Origin of the sequence: Variovorax sp. PCZ-1 (assembly GCF_018413605.1) — a bacterium.
GTDB lineage: Bacteria > Pseudomonadota > Gammaproteobacteria > Burkholderiales > Burkholderiaceae_C > JANMDU01.
This window is the reverse complement of record NZ_JAHCDN010000003.1, coordinates 158424-174885: the sequence shown is the minus strand read 5'-3', so window position 1 is coordinate 174885 and position 16462 is coordinate 158424. Positions and strand designations below refer to the sequence as shown.

The following is a 16462-nucleotide window of genomic DNA, read 5'->3' as shown; positions in this document are numbered from 1 at the left end:
TCTTTTGCGTACTTCTGCGCTTTTGCGTTCTCTTGGTCGCCATAAAACAAAGCCGCCTAGAAGTAACTCCGGCGGCTTTGTTAAGCAAAACAGTCTTTACGCCTTCTTCTCTTCTGCCTTCTTCCAAGGCAGATTGAACTGCGGGGGCACGCCCATGCTTTTGTTGATCATCCACTGCTGGGCAATCGAGAGCACGTTGTTGGTGATCCAGTAGAGCACCAAGCCGGCGGGAAAGAAGAAGAACATGACCGAGAAGATCAGGGGCATGTACCACATCAACTTCGCCTGCAGCGGATCGGGTGGCGTTGGGTTGAGTGCGGTTTGCAACATCGTCGTTGCAGCCATCACCACAGGCAGGATGAACCAAGGATCAGGCACGGAGAGATCGGTGATCCAGCCGATCCAAGGCGCGCCACGCACCTCCACGGAAGAGAGCAGCACCCAATACAAGGCGATGAACACGGGGATCTGAATCATGATCGGGAAGCAGCCGCCCATGGGGTTGACCTTTTCTTCGCGGTAGATGCGCATCATCTCTTGTTGCATCTGCTGCGGCTTGTCTTTCAAGCGCTCGCGCATTTCCATGATCTTGGGGTTGATGGCTTTCATCTTAGCCATAGAGCGGTAGGCTGTGGCGTTGAGCCAGTAGAAAGCGATCTTGAGGAGGAGCACGAGGGCCATGATCGTCCAGCCCCAGTTGCCAATGTAGGCAAAGAGCTTGTCCATGATCCAGTAGAGCGGCTTGGCGAGGATGGTGAGCCAGCCGTAGTCTTTGATCAGCTCGAGGCCGGGGTAGAGGGCTTCGAGTTTGTTTTCTTCTTGCGGGCCGATGAAGAGGCGCGTCTCGGTGCTTTGTGTGGCGCCTGCAGCTACGGCTTGCATGGGCGCTTTCATGCCCACGGAATACAGGTTCGCGCCGGCTTTGCTCATGTAGTTGTCGCGCTGAATGCCATCGGGCAAGAGCCAGGCGCTGCCGAAATAATGCTGCACCATGGCCACATAGCCGGCCTTGGTTTGCGTTTGGAATTCGGCTTTGTTTTTCTCGATATCGGTGAACTCGGCTTTTTCGTATTTCTTCTCAGCCGTGTAGACCACGGGGCCGGTGAAGGTGCTGTAGAAAGCGGATTCGCCGGCGGGCTTGTTGCCATCGCGCACGAGCTGCATATAGAGCTGGGCAGAGACGGGTGAGCCGCTGGTGTTGACGATGTCGTGCTTCACGGCCATCGCGTATTCGCCACGCTTGAGGGTGTAGGTTTTCACATATTTGACGCCGCCCATTTCTTGGGATTCAAATTTGAGCGTGAGTTCGTTTTGGCCATCTTTCAAAGCTTTGTCGCCACTGAAGCTCATAGCTGCCAAATGGCTGGGCAAAGCGGGCTGGCCATTCATGCCGAGCAGGCCGGATTGGGCTTCGTAGGCGCGGCCTGTGCTGCGGTCTAGCAGGACAACATTTTTATTCGGATCGAGCTTGTCTTTCTTGGCATCGAGCTCGCGGTGCTTCAAGAGCTCGGCGCGCACGATGTTGCCGCCTTCACTGGCGAACGTGAGCTTGAGCACATCAGTGCTGACTTCCCAGGTTTGGCCCGTTGTAGAGATGGGTGCTTGTGCAGGCGCGGATTGCGCCGTGCCTGCGGGTGTTGCCGCGGCGCTTGGCGCGGGCACGGCCGCAGCTGATGCACCGGCGGCGGGGGTCGCTAAGCTGGTTGCGGGGTTAGCAGCCGTCGCTGCTGGCTTCGGCTTAGGGAAGAAGGTCGCGGCGCGGCCGTTGTGCACTTGCCAGGCATCCCAGAGCATCACAAGAGAAAACGCGAAAACCGCCCAGAGAATGGAGCGCCGAATATCGTTCATGAGGAGGTCTTTTCAGGAGAAACAAGAGAAGTGAAGAGCGTATTGGCTGTTTTGCCCACAGGCTTGTTGGCTGGTGGCACAGGATCATGCCCGCCTTCGCACCAAGGATGGCAGCGCACAATGCGGCGTGCAGCCAAATAGCTGCCTCGGCCCGCACCATGCTGCTGCAAGGCTTCGAGCGCGTAGGCAGAGCAGGTCGGCGTGAAGCGGCAAGCACTGCCCAGCCACGCGCTTAAAAACAAACGGTAAAACTGTACGATGCCGATGAGGATTTTTTGCAGGACGCTCATACGGCCGCACCTTGCTGCGCGGGCAGTTTGCCAAGCAGCGCCAGCAGCTCAGCGCGCAGTGTTGCTTTCAAGGCAGACGAGGTGGCGCTAGGAAACTGTTCACGCGAGAAGCCCGAGGCCAAGCGCAGCACAAGGCAGGCAGCTGGCAACTGGGGTTCGAGTTCGCTGAACACGGCGTAAATCTGGCGCTTGATGGTGTTGCGGGTGACGGCGCGTTTGGCCCAACGCTTGGGGCAGATCACGCCAATGATAGGCGTGGCGCTGGCACTGGGTCTGCGGCCTGGCGAAGCAGTTTTCGACTCGGGCTTGACGGCAGTTTCGGCGGCACTCAAAGGTGCCATGTGCAACGCGAAATGCGCGCTGCGCCACATGCCGGCTGGCTGCGCTGCTTTGTGTTTGCTCGCATCCAGCACGGCAGCAAACTGCTCGGCGGTTTTCAGGCGAGGCAGCAAGGCAGCGTCAGCCACTCTTGTGCAATTAGACGGCCAGGCGCTTGCGGCCTTTGGCGCGGCGTGCGTTGATCACAGCGCGGCCACCTTTGGTTTTCATGCGCACGAGGAAACCGTGTGTACGGGCGCGGCGGGTTTTGGAAGGTTGATAAGTACGTTTCATGATTCGATGATCCAGAGCAAAAGGCTGAATTGCCTTTCAATTAGCGCCCGATCACAAGCATTGCAGCTGCGTCAAGCGAAGCCCTCGATTATCGCAGATTTCGGGCTCTTTGCGCTAGTGCTCTGGCATGCTTTTCTTGTGCTGACAAGGGTTTGGCGGCGATATTGCCAGCCCTTTCACACAACAGTACAGCAAATAGCGCAGCGCAGCGGGTTTGTAAGCACACACTATGGCCCAAACTCACTGTATATTTGTGTAACTTTCCCTGTGGATAACTGCCTTTTCTGACTACAATCGCTGCTCTGATTTTCAGAATTATCCACAATTATTTTTAGAAGCTTTGCAGTAAAAATGACCGAGGGGCAAGTAATTTCTTCTTCCGTTTCTTTCTTGGAAACGAGCGCCGACCCCGCCTTTGGCTTGGACTCGCCTGAGGCCAGCGCTATTCAACTCGAAGCACCCCAGCTCTGGCCACGCTGCCTCGCCGTGCTTGCACAAGAACTGCCCGAACAGCAGTTCGTGACCTGGATCAAGCCGCTGCAAGCGGTGGTCAGCCCAGATCTTTCCAAGCTCACCGTGCTGGTGGCCAACCGCTTCAAGCTCGATTGGGTGCGCGCCCAATATGCCGGCAAGATTGCTGCCACAGCGGAAAAGCTCTGCCGCGAAGCAGGTGGAGCAAGCATCGCACTTGAGTTAGCGCTTGCTCCGCGCGAATCGCAAGCCAAATCAAGCATCTCTTCTGGACCCAATTCTTCTTTTGTCGCTGCCAGCAGCATCGTACAAGGGCAGAACATCGGTGATTTTCCGCCTCCCGGCCCCGCCTTGCTCACAGAAGATGAGGGAGCTGGCGGCTTCAAATCCCGGATTAACACAGCGCTTTCCTTCGACACTTTGGTGGAAGGCTCAGCCAACCGCATGGCACGCGCAGCCGCCCTGCATGTGGCCAGCAACCTCGGCAATCTCTACAACCCGCTCTTTATTTATGGTGGCGTGGGTCTGGGCAAAACCCATTTATTGCATGCTGTGGGCAACCAGCTTTTGGCCGCCAAACCCGATGCTAAGGTGCTTTACACTCACGCGGAGCAATTCGTCTCGGACGTGGTGCGCGCCTACCAGCGCAAGACTTTTGATGAATTCAAGGCGCGTTATCACCAGCTCGACCTCCTGTTGATCGACGATGTGCAGTTCTTTGCCAACAAAGACCGCACCCAGGAAGAATTCTTCAATGCTTTTGAGGCGCTTTTGGCCAAAAAGAGCCATATCGTGATGACTTCCGACACCTATCCCAAGGGTTTGACGGACATGCACGAGCGCCTGGTGTCGCGCTTTGATTCTGGCCTTTCCGTGGCCATAGAGCCGCCTGAGCTTGAAATGCGGGTGGCCATCCTGATCAACAAAGCCATCAGCGAAGGCTCTTCCATGCCGGAAGACGTGGCTTTCTTCGTGGCCAAGAATGTGCGCTCCAACGTGCGTGAGCTCGAAGGCGCACTGCGCAAGATCCTGGCCTATTCGCGCTTTAACCAAAAAGAGATCTCGATCCAGCTGGCCCGAGAAGCCCTGCGCGATCTGCTTTCTATCCAAAACCGCCAGATCGGCGTGGAAAACATCCAGAAAACCGTGGCCGATTTTTACAAAATCAAGGTGGCGGACATGTATTCCAAAAAGCGCCCCGCCTCGATCGCTAGGCCCCGCCAAATCGCCATGTATTTGGCCAAAGAACTCACCCAAAAAAGCCTGCCTGAGATCGGCGAGCTTTTTGGCGGGCGGGATCACACCACGGTGCTGCACGCTGTGCGCAAAATCGGCACCGAACGACAGCAGTTTTCTGAGCTCAACCAGCAATTGCATGTGCTGGAGCAGACGCTCAAAGGTTAATGGGCTGGGATTCCCAATCTTTCAAACAAAACCTGCAGTTCCCCGGCAAATATATTGCGCGAGCTGCTATCAATTTAGGACTTTTCAGGTGAAAATGGATGGTGTTTTTAGACTCTGGAACAAGTCTGGGGATAGTTTTGGGACAAGACGCAGCTTATCCACAGGCTTGTCGCTTTTTCCAAACTTATTCATGCTCATCCACACCCACGGAAGCAGGCTTGCCCACAGTTTTCAAAACACGCTAAACCCATGATTTTTCAGGCGAAAATACTGTTTTCCACAGCGCACCGGCTCCCTTATCTACTACTACTATCTTTATTAATTGATTTAAAGAACAAGAGGCTGACAACATGATCGTACTCAAGGCAACACAAGAAAAGCTGCTCGGCCTGCTTCAATCCGTCTGCGGCATCGTGGAGCGCCGCCATACATTGCCCATCCTCGCCAATGTGCTTCTGCGCAAGACGGGTGAGAGCATGCAGCTGACCACCAGCGATTTGGAAATTCAAATTCGCACCAGTGCGGGCATGGATGGCGATGTAGGCAATTTCTCCACCACCGTGGGCGCGCGCAAGCTCATCGACATTTTGCGCACCATGCCGGCTGATCAAACCGTCTCACTCGAATCCAGCGCCAGCAAATTGATCTTGAAAGGCGGCAAGAGTAAGTTCACCTTGCAAACTTTGCCTGCAGAAGATTTCCCGCTCGTTCAAGAAGCCGCCAATTTCGGCCCTGCTTTCTCCATCCCGCAAAAGGCTTTGAAGAATCTGCTTAGCCAAGTTTCTTTCGCGATGGCTGTGCACGATATCCGTTACTACCTCAACGGCATCTTGTTCGTCGCCGAAGGCAAGCAGCTTGCTATCGTCGCTACTGATGGCCACCGCCTCGCATTTGCATCCGCTCAGCTGGATGTGGAAGTGCCGAAGCAAGAAGTGATCTTGCCGCGCAAAACCGTGCTTGAACTCCAGCGCCTGCTCTCTGACAGCGAAGGCGAGATCAACATGCAGTTCGCGGGCAACCAAGCCAAATTCAGCTTCGGCGAAATGGAATTCGTCACCAAGTTGGTCGAAGGCAAATTCCCCGATTACAACCGCGTGATTCCGAAGAACCATAAAAACATCATCACCGTGGGTCGTGCTGCCTTGCTCGCTACCTTGCAACGCACAGCGATCTTGACGAGCGATAAATTCAAAGGCGTGCGCCTCAACATCGATCCAGGCACTTTGCGTGTCGCGGCCAACAATGCTGAGCAAGAAGAAGCCGTGGACGAGATTGATATCGACTACACCGGCGACAGCATCGAGATTGGTTTTAACGTGACCTATCTCATTGATGTGCTGGCCAACATGGAGCAAGAGATGGCGCGGATTGAGCTGTCTGATTCCAACAGCTCCGCGCTCTTCACCCTGCCTGAAGACAGCAGCTTCAAGTATGTCGTGATGCCGATGCGAATATAAATTTAAGTTGAGAGAAACGGGGGCTTCGGCCCCCTTAAGTGTTTTTAGTATTTGAGTTTTTGTAGTTTTTTGTGAATTGAGAGTCTGATGAGCGCATCTGAAACCCCAAAAGAAGTCCCTGATAACAGCGTCAAAGCAAGCCCATCCACGGCAGCAGGCAGCGCAGAATACGGTTCAGAGTCGATCCAGATCCTCGAAGGCTTGGAGGCCGTGCGCAAGCGCCCCGGCATGTACATCGGCGATACGTCAGATGGCACAGGTTTGCACCATTTGGTATTCGAGGTGGTCGATAACTCGATTGACGAAGCCCTTGCTGGCCATTGCGACGATATCGTCGTGACGATTCACTCCGACAACTCCATCAGCGTGGTCGACAACGGCCGTGGCATCCCCACTGGCGTGAAGATGGATGACAAGCATGAGCCCAAGCGCTCTGCTTCTGAGATCGCGCTCACGGAATTGCACGCAGGCGGCAAGTTCAACCAAAACAGCTACAAAGTCTCAGGCGGTTTGCATGGCGTGGGCGTGAGCTGCGTGAATGGACTCTCTAAATGGCTGCGCCTCACGGTGCGCCGCGAAGGGCAGATGCATACCCTTGAATTTGCGCAAGGCGTGGTGCAAAACCGCATCATTGAAAAGCGTGATGGTGTTGAAGTCTCGCCGATGCGCGTGATGGGGCAAACGGAGAAGCGTGGCACGGAAGTGCATTTCTTGCCCGATGTAGAAATCTTCACGCAAAACAACGAATACCACTATGAGATTTTGGCCAAGCGCTTGCGCGAGCTGAGCTTTTTGAACAACGGTGTGCGCATCCGTTTGCATGATGAGCGCAGCGGCAAGAGCGATGACTTCTCTGGCGCTGGCGGCGTGAAAGGCTTTGTTGAGTTCATCAACGGCGCAAAGAAAGTGCTCCACCCCACCACCTTCTCAGCCATGGGCGAGCGCCCCGCAGACAGCTACGGCGGCATTCCCGGCACGCATATTGGCGTGGAAGTCTCCATGCAGTGGAACGAGAGCTACAACGAAAACGTGCTCTGCTTCACCAACAACATCCCCCAGCGCGATGGCGGCACCCACCTCACTGGCCTGCGCGCCGCGATGACGCGCGTGATCAGCAAATACATTGAGGCGAATGAGTTGGCCAAAAAAGCCAAGGTGGACATATCAGGCGACGACATGCGCGAAGGCCTCTGCTGCGTGCTCTCCGTCAAAGTACCTGAGCCAAAGTTCTCCAGCCAGACGAAAGACAAACTCGTCAGCAGCGAAGTGCGCGCCCCGGTGGAAGACATCGTGGCCAAAGCGCTCACCGAGTATTTGGATGAGCGCCCGAATGACGCAAAAATCATCTGCGGCAAGATCATCGATGCAGCCCGCGCCCGCGATGCTGCCCGCAAAGCACGCGAAATGACGCGCCGCAAAGGCGCACTCGATGGCTTCGGCCTGCCCGGCAAGCTCGCTGATTGCCAAGAAAAGGATGCATCGCTCTGCGAAATCTACATCGTCGAGGGTGATTCCGCCGGCGGCTCCGCCAAGCAAGGCCGTGATCGCAAATTCCAAGCCATCCTGCCTTTGCGCGGCAAGATTTTGAACGTCGAAAAAGCCCGCTATGACAAGCTGCTCACCAGCAATGAAATCGTCACACTCATCACCGCTTTAGGCACAGGCATCGGCGCAGTGGGCGGCTCTGATGATTTCAACGTAGACAAACTGCGCTATCACCGCATCATCATCATGACCGATGCTGACGTGGACGGCGCGCACATCCGCACTCTGCTGCTCACCTTCTTCTATCGCCAGATGCCAGCGCTGGTTGAGCGCGGCCACATTTATATTGCTCAGCCGCCGCTCTACAAAGTCAAGCACGGCAAGGCCGAGCAATACCTCAAAGATGGCCACGATCTCGATGCCTATTTACTGCGCGTGGCCATGGATGGCGCCAAGCTCGTGCCTGGTAAAGACAAAGCCGCTATTAGCGGCGACACGCTGGTGGAGATCGCCCGCAAATACCAGCTCGCAGAAGCCGTGATCGCGCGCCTCTCCAACTGGATGGATGGCGAAGCCCTGCATGCCATCATGAATGGCGTGTCGCTCAATCTCGACACCATGGCAGACGCAGAAAAATCAGCCACCGCTCTGCAAGGCGCATTGCATGCCGCGCAAGTGGCCGCCGTGTTTGACGCGCGCACCGACAAGCATGTGCTCACCATCACGCGCCGCGTGCATGGCAACGACAAACTCTCCACCATCACCGCAGATTTCGTACACGGCGGCGACTATGCCGCCCTAGTGGACGCAGCGCTCACCTTCCAAGGCTTGGTCACCGATGGCGCCATCGTGCAGCGCGGCGAAGGCGACAAACTCAAAGACAGCAAAGTGGCCGACTTCCGCGAAGCCATGCAATGGCTCATTGGCGAAGCCGAGCGCACCACCAGCCGCCAGCGCTACAAAGGCTTGGGTGAGATGAACCCCGAGCAACTCTGGGAAACCACCATGGACCCAACAGTCCGCCGCCTGCTCAAAGTGCAAATCGAAGACGCCATCGAAGCCGACCGCGTGTTCACCACCCTCATGGGCGACGAAGTCGAACCCCGCCGCCAATTCATTGAAGACAATGCGCTGAGGGCGATGAATATTGATGTTTGATAAGTACAGACAGGTGGCCGGATGCGCGCTTTCTACTCGGCCCTTGTTGGTAAGTTTTTACAACAATCAGACGAAGAGATTCTTGGCGCGTTAGCACGCGAGAGCCTAGCATTAGATGACACTCAAAAGCGTGCTTGGCTTCACCAGATTCTGGTACTACGAGAGCAGCTGACGCCCCTGTCTCTATCTCAATGTAGTAACGCAACGCTTTATTTCGAGTTTGTCGTTCCACGATTGGGACGCCGAATTGATGTTGTACTTTTAGCCCATCGAACGATATTCGTTCTTGAGTTTAAGGTTGGGTCTGTCGAGTTTCACAGGGGGGCGATCGAGCAGGTGTGGGACTATGCACTCGATCTTAAAAACTTCCACGAAACAAGTGCGCACGAGAAAATAATCCCGATCTTGGTTGCTACGGAGGCGTTGTCAATAACGAGGAGTCTGCGACCAAACTATGCTAACGATGGAGTCGCAGTACCGATATGCGTCGCATCGAAACAAATTGCCGATGTGATCGCGGAGGCCTTGGCCTACGACCAAGACAGCTTCGATATTGACGCTGACGCTTGGGCAGCCGGACGCTATCGACCCACTCCGACAATTGTTGAGGCAGCTATTGCGCTCTATGCAGACCATACGGTCGAGGAGCTGTGTAAATCGGATGCCTCGGCGCAAAACCTAGCGGTTACTGCGTCCGCGATCGACGAAATCATCGTTGATGCGAGAGCAAAAGGGCGCAAGGCGATTTGTATGGTTACGGGCGTGCCAGGCGCAGGCAAAACGCTGGTTGGGTTAAATACCGCCACGCAGCACCAGAGCGCTTTAGATTCGCTACATAGCGTTTACCTTTCAGGCAATGGACCGTTGGTAGCGATCTTGCGGGAGGCATTGGCTCGAGATCAAGTGAGTCGTGGCAAGGCATCGAACAAGCCCGTGAAGAAAGGCCGAGCACGACAAGCAGTTGATATGTTCATCCAAAACGTCCATCACTTTCGAGATGCTTGCCTTGACTCGGAGGATCCACCTGTTGATCACATTGCAATCTTTGACGAAGCACAACGTGCATGGACGAAAGAGCAAACAAGTGACTTCATGCAGCGAAAAAAGGGGAGGCCTGGCTTTAGCCAATCAGAACCTGAGTTTTTGATTTCCTGTCTTGATCGCCACAAAGACTGGGCAGTGGTCGTTTGCCTTATTGGCGGAGGGCAGGAAATCAACACGGGTGAGGCGGGAATGGCAGAGTGGCTGCGGGCTATTGAAACCTCATTTCCTCACTGGTCCATTTACGTCTCGAGTCAGCTCAGAGATCCCGAGTACGGCGCTGCCAGTGACCTAAAGCGAATCGCCAGCAAGACGCAAATTAATGACGTTCCCGAACTTCATTTGTCTACGTCTATGCGAAGTTTCCGTGCAGAAAAACAGGCGCATTTGATTAACGCAATTCTTGACTGTGACGTAGACCGTGCTCGTAGCTTGTACCAAGAGGTCGGCAAGCGCTATCCAATATGCTTGACCAGAAATGTAGACCAAGCAAGACAGTGGCTTCGCAAGAAAGCACGAGGCTCCGAGCGGTTTGGTATGGTGGCGTCTTCACGAGCACAACGACTGCGACCGCATGCGATCGACGTGAGGGTGAAAATCGATCCTGTGCATTGGTTTCTAGACGACAGAACCGATGTTCGCTCGTCGTTCTATCTTGAAGATGTTGCGACAGAGTTTGATGTGCAGGGCCTCGAACTAGACTGGACGGCGGTCGTTTGGGATGCAGATTTGCGATTTACGCAAGACGGTTGGAGCGCGCACGCATTTAAAGGTAATAAGTGGCAAAAGACACACAAGGTAGAAAGGCAGAGCTACCTAATAAACGCGTACAGAGTGCTTCTGACGCGCGCGCGGCAGGGTCTGGTGATAGTGGTGCCCGATGGAGATGTAAGTGATCCAACGCGCGCAGCCGGACTTTACGACCAAACCTACTGCTACCTAAAGTCGCTAGGCCTGCCAAGCATAGGTGCGCTCTAGATACACATCGAACTGACGACTAGCCGGCAGATAATCTGCGCAATACGCTACTAAATATATAGCGACTCAAAACCCATTCTTCTTCAGCCAAGCATTGAGTGGCGGGCTCCAGTGTCTGCCACCGATGGCGAGCAGGCGGTGGCCGTCTGGGTCAACCGGTGGGGCGGCGAAGAATTCGGCGGTGGTTTTCTGGCCGGCGGCTGTGGCGGCTTCGACATGGGCTTTGTGCCATTGTTTGGGGGGCTCGGCGCCCCAATAGAGATCGTTTTCTGAATAGAGCCAGAGGCTGGGGACTTGGGTGGTTTTGCCGGCGCTGCCGAGGACATCGCGCATGCGATCGGGCTGGCAGGAGGCGCCGGGGTGGGTGTCGGGCTTGCCGCCGGAGCCGCCGGCGAAGTTGACGCAGCCGATCACGCCGGGCCAATTCTGCCCGCAGGCGGCCACCGTGGTGAGGCCGCCGACGGATTGGCCGACGAGTAAGACGCGATCTTTGTTAGCCCAGGGCTGCTCGCGCAGCCAATCATGCGCAGCGCGCACGGCGCGGGTGGCGTTTTCGGCGACTTTGTCGTATTGGGCGAGGCCGGTGCAGGGGCCGTTGCCCGTCTCAGGAAATCGCGTGCCGGCGGCTTCGGGGTCGTGGGCGGTGAGCTCGCCATAGCCGGGGCGGATGGGAGCGATGACGGCATAGCCCTTGGCATGCCAATAGCGCACATGGCCGAAGAGGACGGGGTTGCGCACATTTTGACGCTCTTCTACGGTGGTGGCGCGGCCATGCGAGAAGATGACGACGGGCCAGGGCCCAACGCCTGCATTGGCTTGGCTGAGTGTGGGCTTGAACACATGCACCGGCATGGCGACATCTGCGCCGCGCGGGCCGGATTCTTTGACGGTGACTTGGATGATTTCAGCGGTGAGGGCGGTGCTGGGGCTGGCGGCAGGGGCGGAGGCTGCGGGCGCTGCGGTTTGCGCGAAGGCGGGGAGGGAGAGCGCGGCGGCAATGAGAAGCGCGGCGCTTAAGAGGCGAGAGGTTTGCATGCTCAGATAATAGGGGCTGCATGCTGGGAAGGCAATATTTGAAGTGTTTTGGGCAGTTTGCCGGCATAGAATCTGCGCAGAGTGCTCACATTTTGAGAGTGTTGATCAAGGAAGACTGCGATGAAAAGCAAGTGGTGGATAGGCGCATTGGCGGCGCTGGTGGTGTTGGTGGGCGGTGGGCTGGCAGCGAGCTGGGCGCCTGATCGGCCGGTGGAGTCACTCAAGGCGCGCTGGGCCGCGCCGGCATCGGGCTCGAAGTTTGTGGATGTGCGGGGGATGGCTGTGCACTATCGGGATGAAGGCGTGCGCACCGATGCTGAGCCGATCGTGCTCCTGCATGGCACGAGTGCGAGTTTGCATACCTGGGACGGCTGGGCGGCCGAGCTGGCCAAGACGCGGCGGGTGATTCGCTTTGATTTGCCGGGCTTTGGGCTGACGGGGCCCTTTCGTGGCGATGGGGCGGGCCAATGGATGAATGAGGATGGCGGCCGATACACGCCGCTGAATTACGCGAAATTCGTGGTGGCCACGCTGGATGCTTTGGGCATCTCTCAGCCGGTGGTGCTGGGTGGCAATTCCTTGGGTGGGCAAATTGCTTGGGAAACGGCAGACTATTTGCGGGCCACGCAGCCGGCGCGTATTGCGAAATTGATTTTGGTGGATGCAGCGGGCTATCCGTTTGAATCAAAGTCGGTGCCTTTGGGTTTTCGCTTGGCGCGCATCGAGGGGCTTGCGCCATTGCTTGAAAACACGCTGCCGCGCGGACTGGTGGAGACAAGTGTGAAGAATGTGTATGGCGACCCTTCGAAGATCACGCCTGAATTGGTGGATCGGTATTACGAGCTCACGCTGCGCGAGGGCAACCGCCGCGCTCTCGGCTTGCGCATGCGTGAGCGCATGGCTCTTGCGCCAGAGCGCATTGCCAATATCACACAGCCCACGCTGATCATCTGGGGCGGGCAAGATCGCCTGATTCCGCCGATCAATGGCGAGCGCTTTGCCAAAGACATCGCCGGCTCAAAGCTGGTGAAGTTTGAAACGCTGGGGCATGTGCCGCATGAGGAAGACGCGATGCAGACGGTGGCGGCGGTGCAGGCGTTCTTAGCTGGGAAGTGATTTTTGAAGCAAAAACGGCATGTTGCCGGCATAGAGTCTGCGCAGAGTGCTATCTAATTTATAGTGCTTTTCGGGGCTATCGCGCCCCTGCAACCTCTAGCATGCGCACCATGGGCGCATAGCCGCGCTGGCGAGCGAGCGCCAAAGGGGTGTTGCCTTGCCGATCCGCCAGTTGCAGATTCGCGCCGGCTTTGATCAGGGCTTCGAGTGTGGCTTGGTGGCGTTTGCCGCTATCGCCCAAGACGATGGATTCGATCACGGCGGTCCAGTGCAGGTTGTTGACATGATCGAGCGGCGCGCCGGCGGCAATGAGCTGGCGAACCACGCCATCATGGCCTAAATGCGCAGCGGCGATCAGGGCGGTACCGTCGTAGCGGCTGGTGGTGAGCTTGGCGTTGGCGCCGAGTTGGATCAAAACGCGAAGGGTCTCTTCATCATCGGCCACGGAGGCGATGGTGATGCCGTCGTAGCGGTCGTTTTCTAGCAGATTGATGTTAGCGCCTGCTTTCACCAAAGCTTTTACGGCTTCGCGCTGCTTGGCAAACACGGCCACATGCAGCGGCGTGCGGCCGTAGCTGTCGCGGGCATTCAGATCAGCTTTGGCAGATGCTGCTGCTTCAATGGCCGCAACATTGCCGCGATGGGCGGCAGCATGCAGCGTGCTGAAGCGCGCGACTTCTTGCGCATTTGGCGGGATTTGGGCCGAGGCGGCTAGAGGCATTTGCAGCAAGCTCATGAAGGCTAAGCTGGTGGCCAGCGAGAGCGCCAAGCGGGGAAGCTGGCGGCTGAGCGGGATGACTTTGGGCTGAGCATTCATGAGGTTTTCTCCTTCGGGGAATTTACTTGAGCAGCTCTTTGACTTTTTCCAGAGCGGCTGTGGCGCATTGCTCATCGAGATGGCCGCCTGGTGCGCCTCCCACGCCAACTGCGCCAATCACTTCATTGCCCACGCGCACAGGCACGCCGCCGCCCACCAGCAAGAAGCCGGGGATGTAAACCAGGTTGGCTGCTGCGGGATTCTTCTGCGCGTTTTCCATCATGGCCAAGGTGTTGTTGCGGGCCGATGCGGAGGTGAAGGCCTTCTCAAAACTGGCGGCGATAGTGTGCGGGCCAGCGTTGTCGGCGCGTTGAACGGCGCGAATCGTGCCTGCACGATCCACCACGGTGGCGGTGACGTTGTGGCCACCGGCAGTGCAAGCGGCAACGGTGGCTGCGGCGATTTGGTTGGCGAGGTCGAGCGACATATTGCGCTCGGTGCGCACAGCTTGAGCTTGTGCAGTGGAAGCGACTGCGCAAGCAGCCAAGATAAGGGTGGTAGCAAAGTGACGCATGAGATTCTCCTGATAGGACATTGCGGTTCGATCAACCGTAGGAGAACTGTAAAAACAATGCGCGGTTTGCACCATCCGCACCGCTACGCCAAAGCATCCGTAGAACTACGCGGCGCCATCCTCTTGCTCGACCAAGCTGGCGTAGCTGCGAATGAGCTGGGCTAAGGAGCCGGCTTCGAGCTTGGCAAACAGGTGGGCGCGATGCGTTTCCACGGTGCGCGGCGAAAGATCCAGCGCGCGGCCGATTTCTTTGTTGGTCAGGCCCTCGACGATGAGGCCCAGCACCTCGCGCTCGCGCTCAGACAGCTGCGCATAGCGCTCGCGTGCGGCGCGATCGGCTTGATGGCGCTGGCGCGAACGCACATGCTGGCGCACCGCTTGTTGCAGAGCTTCGATCAAGGCTTCATCATCCACAGGCTTTTCCAAAAACTCGGCAGCGCCAGCTTTGAAAGCGCGGCGACACATCTCCACCGTGCCGTGGCCGGTGAGCATGATGACGGGTTGATCAACATTTTGCGCCATCAGACGTTCTAAAACGCTCAGCCCGCTCAGGCCAGGCATGCGCACATCCAGCACGATGGTGCCAATGCTCTCGCGATCAAAGCCTTCTAAGAAAGCCACAGGATCAGCCCAGCTTTGCACCCGCAGCCCGACGGTGCTGATCAGCAAGCTCAAGCTGCTGCGCACGGCATCGTCATCGTCAATGAGCTGGATCAAAGGCGAGAGCGGCTGGGCGGGTGATGTGGCGTCGAGGCTGTTCATGAGGGCGAGCGCTGCGCGAGAGCAAGCGTCAATTGAAAGACTGCGCCGGTGGGCGCATGGTTGCTGGCGGTGAGCCGCCCGCCCATTTTTTCGGCCAAGGATTCGCATAGGCTCAAGCCCAGCCCGAGCCCGCCTTCGCGGGTGCTGAAAAATGGCTCGAACACGCGAGGTAGTGCTTCAGGCGAAATGCCGCTGCCGCTGTCTTGCACGCTGAGCACGCCATTTGCGCTTTCGGAGGCCACGGAGAGCATGAGGCTGCGCTGGCTGGCGGGTGTGTTGGCCATGGCTTGAATGGCGTTGGTTAAAAGATTGTGAATGATTTGCTCTAAGGCGATGGGATCGGCCTGCACGAAGACGGGCTGCGGTGCATCCAGTGTTGCGTTGACGTGATGTTTGTGAAGCTCGGGTTCGAGCAAGTTCAGCGCCGCTTTCGCTGCATCGGCCAAGCTAACGGATTGCAGTATTGCGGAGGTGGACGGATCGATGCTGCGCCGCAGGCGGGCGATCACATCGGATGCGCGGCGCGCTTGTGTGGCGGCTTGCTTCATGGCTTCACGCGCGGTATCGAGCTCGGGTGGATCATCATCAAGCAGCCTGTGCGCAGCTTGCGTGTTGGCCAAGACGGCGGTGAGCGGTTGGTTGAGTTCATGAGCGAGGCCAGCGGCCAGCTCGCCCATTTGATTGAGTCGCGCGACTTGCCCCAATCGCAAAAGCTCTTCGGCGCGGCGGCGCTGCTCGCGCTGGCGCAGCAGGCCAAATAGCGCGGCAAGCAGCGCAGCCACCAGCATGAGCCAGAAGGCGATGCGCAGCCAAGGCAACTGTGACCACGCCACTTGCTGCACCGCCACGACATTGAAGGGCTGGCTTTCCGAGGCGAGATTTTTCTGCGCTTCAAAGCGCCAGTCGCCACTGCCCAGCTCGCCGGGTTGCACGATGTATTGCTGGCCTTGATGCTCGAGGCTGACGCGAACCGGGCTGCTCTTGGGATTCATCGGCCACTCAGCCCAAGGCACGATGGCATTCAGATCAAGCCGCAGCGCGAAGCTGGCGGGCTCAGCCGCGCTGACCAAGACATATCGGCCCTGCGCAAATTCAAGGCGTGCGAGCTCTGCGCGGCGCAGTGAGCGCGAGCGCGCCTCGGCTTGTGTCAGGTCTGGATAGCTCCATTGCGCAGCACCTTCGCGGCGCTTGACTTCCAAGATTTGCGGATACACCGATGACAGGCGCTGCTCGCCACCGGCAGGCGGCTGGAGCAAAGCCATCGATGAGAGCAGCGCGTCATGCTGCACCACGCGCTGGCTGAGCAAGCGGTGCACGATGCGCGCATCCGTGTCAAAAGCATTGCGAAGCTGGCTCAAACGATCACGCGCCAGCAGCACAGAGCCGACCGCGCCGATCAGCCCCCAAGCGAGCAGCCAGATGGCGAGACGAGGAAATGACGCAGGCATGGCAAGCATTCTGGCATGCTGGGGCT

The 16462-nt window shown here is 57.3% G+C and carries 14 protein-coding genes; 5 read left to right on the top strand and 9 right to left on the bottom strand.

Features of this window, described 5'->3' with window-relative positions; translation table 11 throughout:
- Positions 1-96 precede the first annotated feature (96 nt).
- From yidC to rpmH, 4 genes are read right to left on the bottom strand one after another with little or no spacing between them, the layout of a single operon-like run.
- Positions 97-1848 carry a membrane protein insertase YidC gene (gene yidC, locus KIH26_RS14130; RefSeq protein WP_213446322.1) on the bottom strand — a complete coding sequence of 584 codons (1752 nt, stop codon included), beginning with the start codon at positions 1846-1848 and terminating at the stop codon, positions 97-99.
- Positions 1845-2138, bottom strand: a complete 294-nt coding sequence (gene yidD, locus KIH26_RS14125; RefSeq protein ID WP_213446321.1) for a membrane protein insertion efficiency factor YidD — start codon at positions 2136-2138, stop codon at positions 1845-1847. The genes yidC and yidD overlap by 4 nt, the downstream gene beginning before the upstream one ends.
- A complete protein-coding gene (locus KIH26_RS14120) occupies positions 2135-2605 on the bottom strand; it encodes a ribonuclease P protein component (protein ID WP_349627887.1) in 471 nt (156 codons plus the stop codon). The genes yidD and KIH26_RS14120 overlap by 4 nt, the downstream gene beginning before the upstream one ends.
- 10 nt (positions 2606-2615) lie before the next feature.
- A complete protein-coding gene (rpmH, locus tag KIH26_RS14115; protein WP_012207856.1) occupies positions 2616-2750 on the bottom strand; it encodes a 50S ribosomal protein L34 in 135 nt (44 codons plus the stop codon).
- A 444-nt stretch (positions 2751-3194) separates the two neighbouring features.
- Between rpmH and dnaA the strand changes: the two genes are divergently transcribed.
- The 4 genes from dnaA (at position 3195) to KIH26_RS14095 (ending at position 10744) form a co-directional block, all read left to right on the top strand.
- Positions 3195-4625, top strand: a complete 1431-nt coding sequence (dnaA, locus tag KIH26_RS14110) for a chromosomal replication initiator protein DnaA (protein ID WP_349627889.1) — start codon at positions 3195-3197, stop codon at positions 4623-4625.
- Positions 4626-4975: 350 nt separating this feature from the next.
- Positions 4976-6082 carry a DNA polymerase III subunit beta gene (gene dnaN / locus KIH26_RS14105; protein ID WP_213446319.1) on the top strand — a complete coding sequence of 369 codons (1107 nt, stop codon included), beginning with the start codon at positions 4976-4978 and terminating at the stop codon, positions 6080-6082.
- An 87-nt stretch (positions 6083-6169) separates the two neighbouring features.
- The gene (gyrB, locus tag KIH26_RS14100) at positions 6170-8725 is read left to right on the top strand and encodes a DNA topoisomerase (ATP-hydrolyzing) subunit B (RefSeq protein ID WP_213446318.1); all 2556 of its coding nucleotides are present in this window, start codon (positions 6170-6172) and stop codon (positions 8723-8725) included.
- Between the two features lie 21 nt (positions 8726-8746).
- On the top strand, positions 8747-10744 hold the full coding sequence (locus KIH26_RS14095) for a DUF2075 domain-containing protein (protein ID WP_213446317.1): 1998 nt from the start codon (positions 8747-8749) through the stop codon (positions 10742-10744).
- A gap of 66 nt (positions 10745-10810) precedes the next feature.
- Here KIH26_RS14095 and KIH26_RS14090 read toward each other — a convergent pair whose 3' ends face one another.
- A complete protein-coding gene (locus tag KIH26_RS14090) occupies positions 10811-11779 on the bottom strand; it encodes a dienelactone hydrolase family protein (protein WP_213446316.1) in 969 nt (322 codons plus the stop codon).
- Positions 11780-11899: 120 nt separating this feature from the next.
- Here KIH26_RS14090 and KIH26_RS14085 point away from each other — a divergent pair, with 120 nt between their 5' ends.
- Positions 11900-12895 (top strand): alpha/beta fold hydrolase, encoded by a 996-nt coding sequence (locus tag KIH26_RS14085; protein ID WP_213446315.1) that lies wholly within the window; start codon positions 11900-11902, stop codon positions 12893-12895.
- 76 nt (positions 12896-12971) lie between these two features.
- Here KIH26_RS14085 and KIH26_RS14080 read toward each other — a convergent pair whose 3' ends face one another.
- The 4 genes from KIH26_RS14080 to KIH26_RS14065 all read right to left on the bottom strand — a co-directional run bounded on the left by KIH26_RS14080 (position 12972) and on the right by KIH26_RS14065 (position 16436).
- Positions 12972-13712 carry an ankyrin repeat domain-containing protein gene (locus KIH26_RS14080; RefSeq protein ID WP_213446314.1) on the bottom strand — a complete coding sequence of 247 codons (741 nt, stop codon included), beginning with the start codon at positions 13710-13712 and terminating at the stop codon, positions 12972-12974.
- Between the two features lie 22 nt (positions 13713-13734).
- Complete coding sequence (locus KIH26_RS14075; protein WP_249661325.1) at positions 13735-14226, bottom strand: GlcG/HbpS family heme-binding protein; 492 nt, start codon at positions 14224-14226, stop codon at positions 13735-13737.
- A gap of 105 nt (positions 14227-14331) precedes the next feature.
- On the bottom strand, positions 14332-14988 hold the full coding sequence (locus KIH26_RS14070; RefSeq protein ID WP_213446312.1) for a response regulator transcription factor: 657 nt from the start codon (positions 14986-14988) through the stop codon (positions 14332-14334).
- Entirely contained in the window at positions 14985-16436 is a 1452-nt protein-coding gene (locus KIH26_RS14065) for a sensor histidine kinase (RefSeq protein WP_213446311.1), read from the bottom strand. Before KIH26_RS14065 ends, KIH26_RS14070 begins: the two co-directional genes overlap by 4 nt.
- Between the last annotated feature and the right edge of the window lie 26 nt (positions 16437-16462).

What these genes read in the sequence shown, in the direction of transcription:
- yidC (WP_213446322.1), bottom strand. Translation starts at nt 1,848, where the DNA reads ATGAACGATATTCGGCGCTCCATTCTCTGGGCGGTTTTCGCGTTTTCT.
- yidD (WP_213446321.1), bottom strand. Translation starts at nt 2,138, where the DNA reads ATGAGCGTCCTGCAAAAAATCCTCATCGGCATCGTACAGTTTTACCGT.
- rpmH (WP_012207856.1), bottom strand. Translation starts at nt 2,750, where the DNA reads ATGAAACGTACTTATCAACCTTCCAAAACCCGCCGCGCCCGTACACAC.
- dnaN (WP_213446319.1), top strand. Translation starts at nt 4,976, where the DNA reads ATGATCGTACTCAAGGCAACACAAGAAAAGCTGCTCGGCCTGCTTCAA.
- gyrB (WP_213446318.1), top strand. Translation starts at nt 6,170, where the DNA reads ATGAGCGCATCTGAAACCCCAAAAGAAGTCCCTGATAACAGCGTCAAA.
- KIH26_RS14095 (WP_213446317.1), top strand. Translation starts at nt 8,747, where the DNA reads ATGCGCGCTTTCTACTCGGCCCTTGTTGGTAAGTTTTTACAACAATCA.
- KIH26_RS14090 (WP_213446316.1), bottom strand. Translation starts at nt 11,779, where the DNA reads ATGCAAACCTCTCGCCTCTTAAGCGCCGCGCTTCTCATTGCCGCCGCG.
- KIH26_RS14085 (WP_213446315.1), top strand. Translation starts at nt 11,900, where the DNA reads ATGAAAAGCAAGTGGTGGATAGGCGCATTGGCGGCGCTGGTGGTGTTG.
- KIH26_RS14080 (WP_213446314.1), bottom strand. Translation starts at nt 13,712, where the DNA reads ATGAATGCTCAGCCCAAAGTCATCCCGCTCAGCCGCCAGCTTCCCCGC.
- KIH26_RS14075 (WP_249661325.1), bottom strand. Translation starts at nt 14,226, where the DNA reads ATGCGTCACTTTGCTACCACCCTTATCTTGGCTGCTTGCGCAGTCGCT.
- KIH26_RS14070 (WP_213446312.1), bottom strand. Translation starts at nt 14,988, where the DNA reads ATGAACAGCCTCGACGCCACATCACCCGCCCAGCCGCTCTCGCCTTTG.
- KIH26_RS14065 (WP_213446311.1), bottom strand. Translation starts at nt 16,436, where the DNA reads ATGCCTGCGTCATTTCCTCGTCTCGCCATCTGGCTGCTCGCTTGGGGG.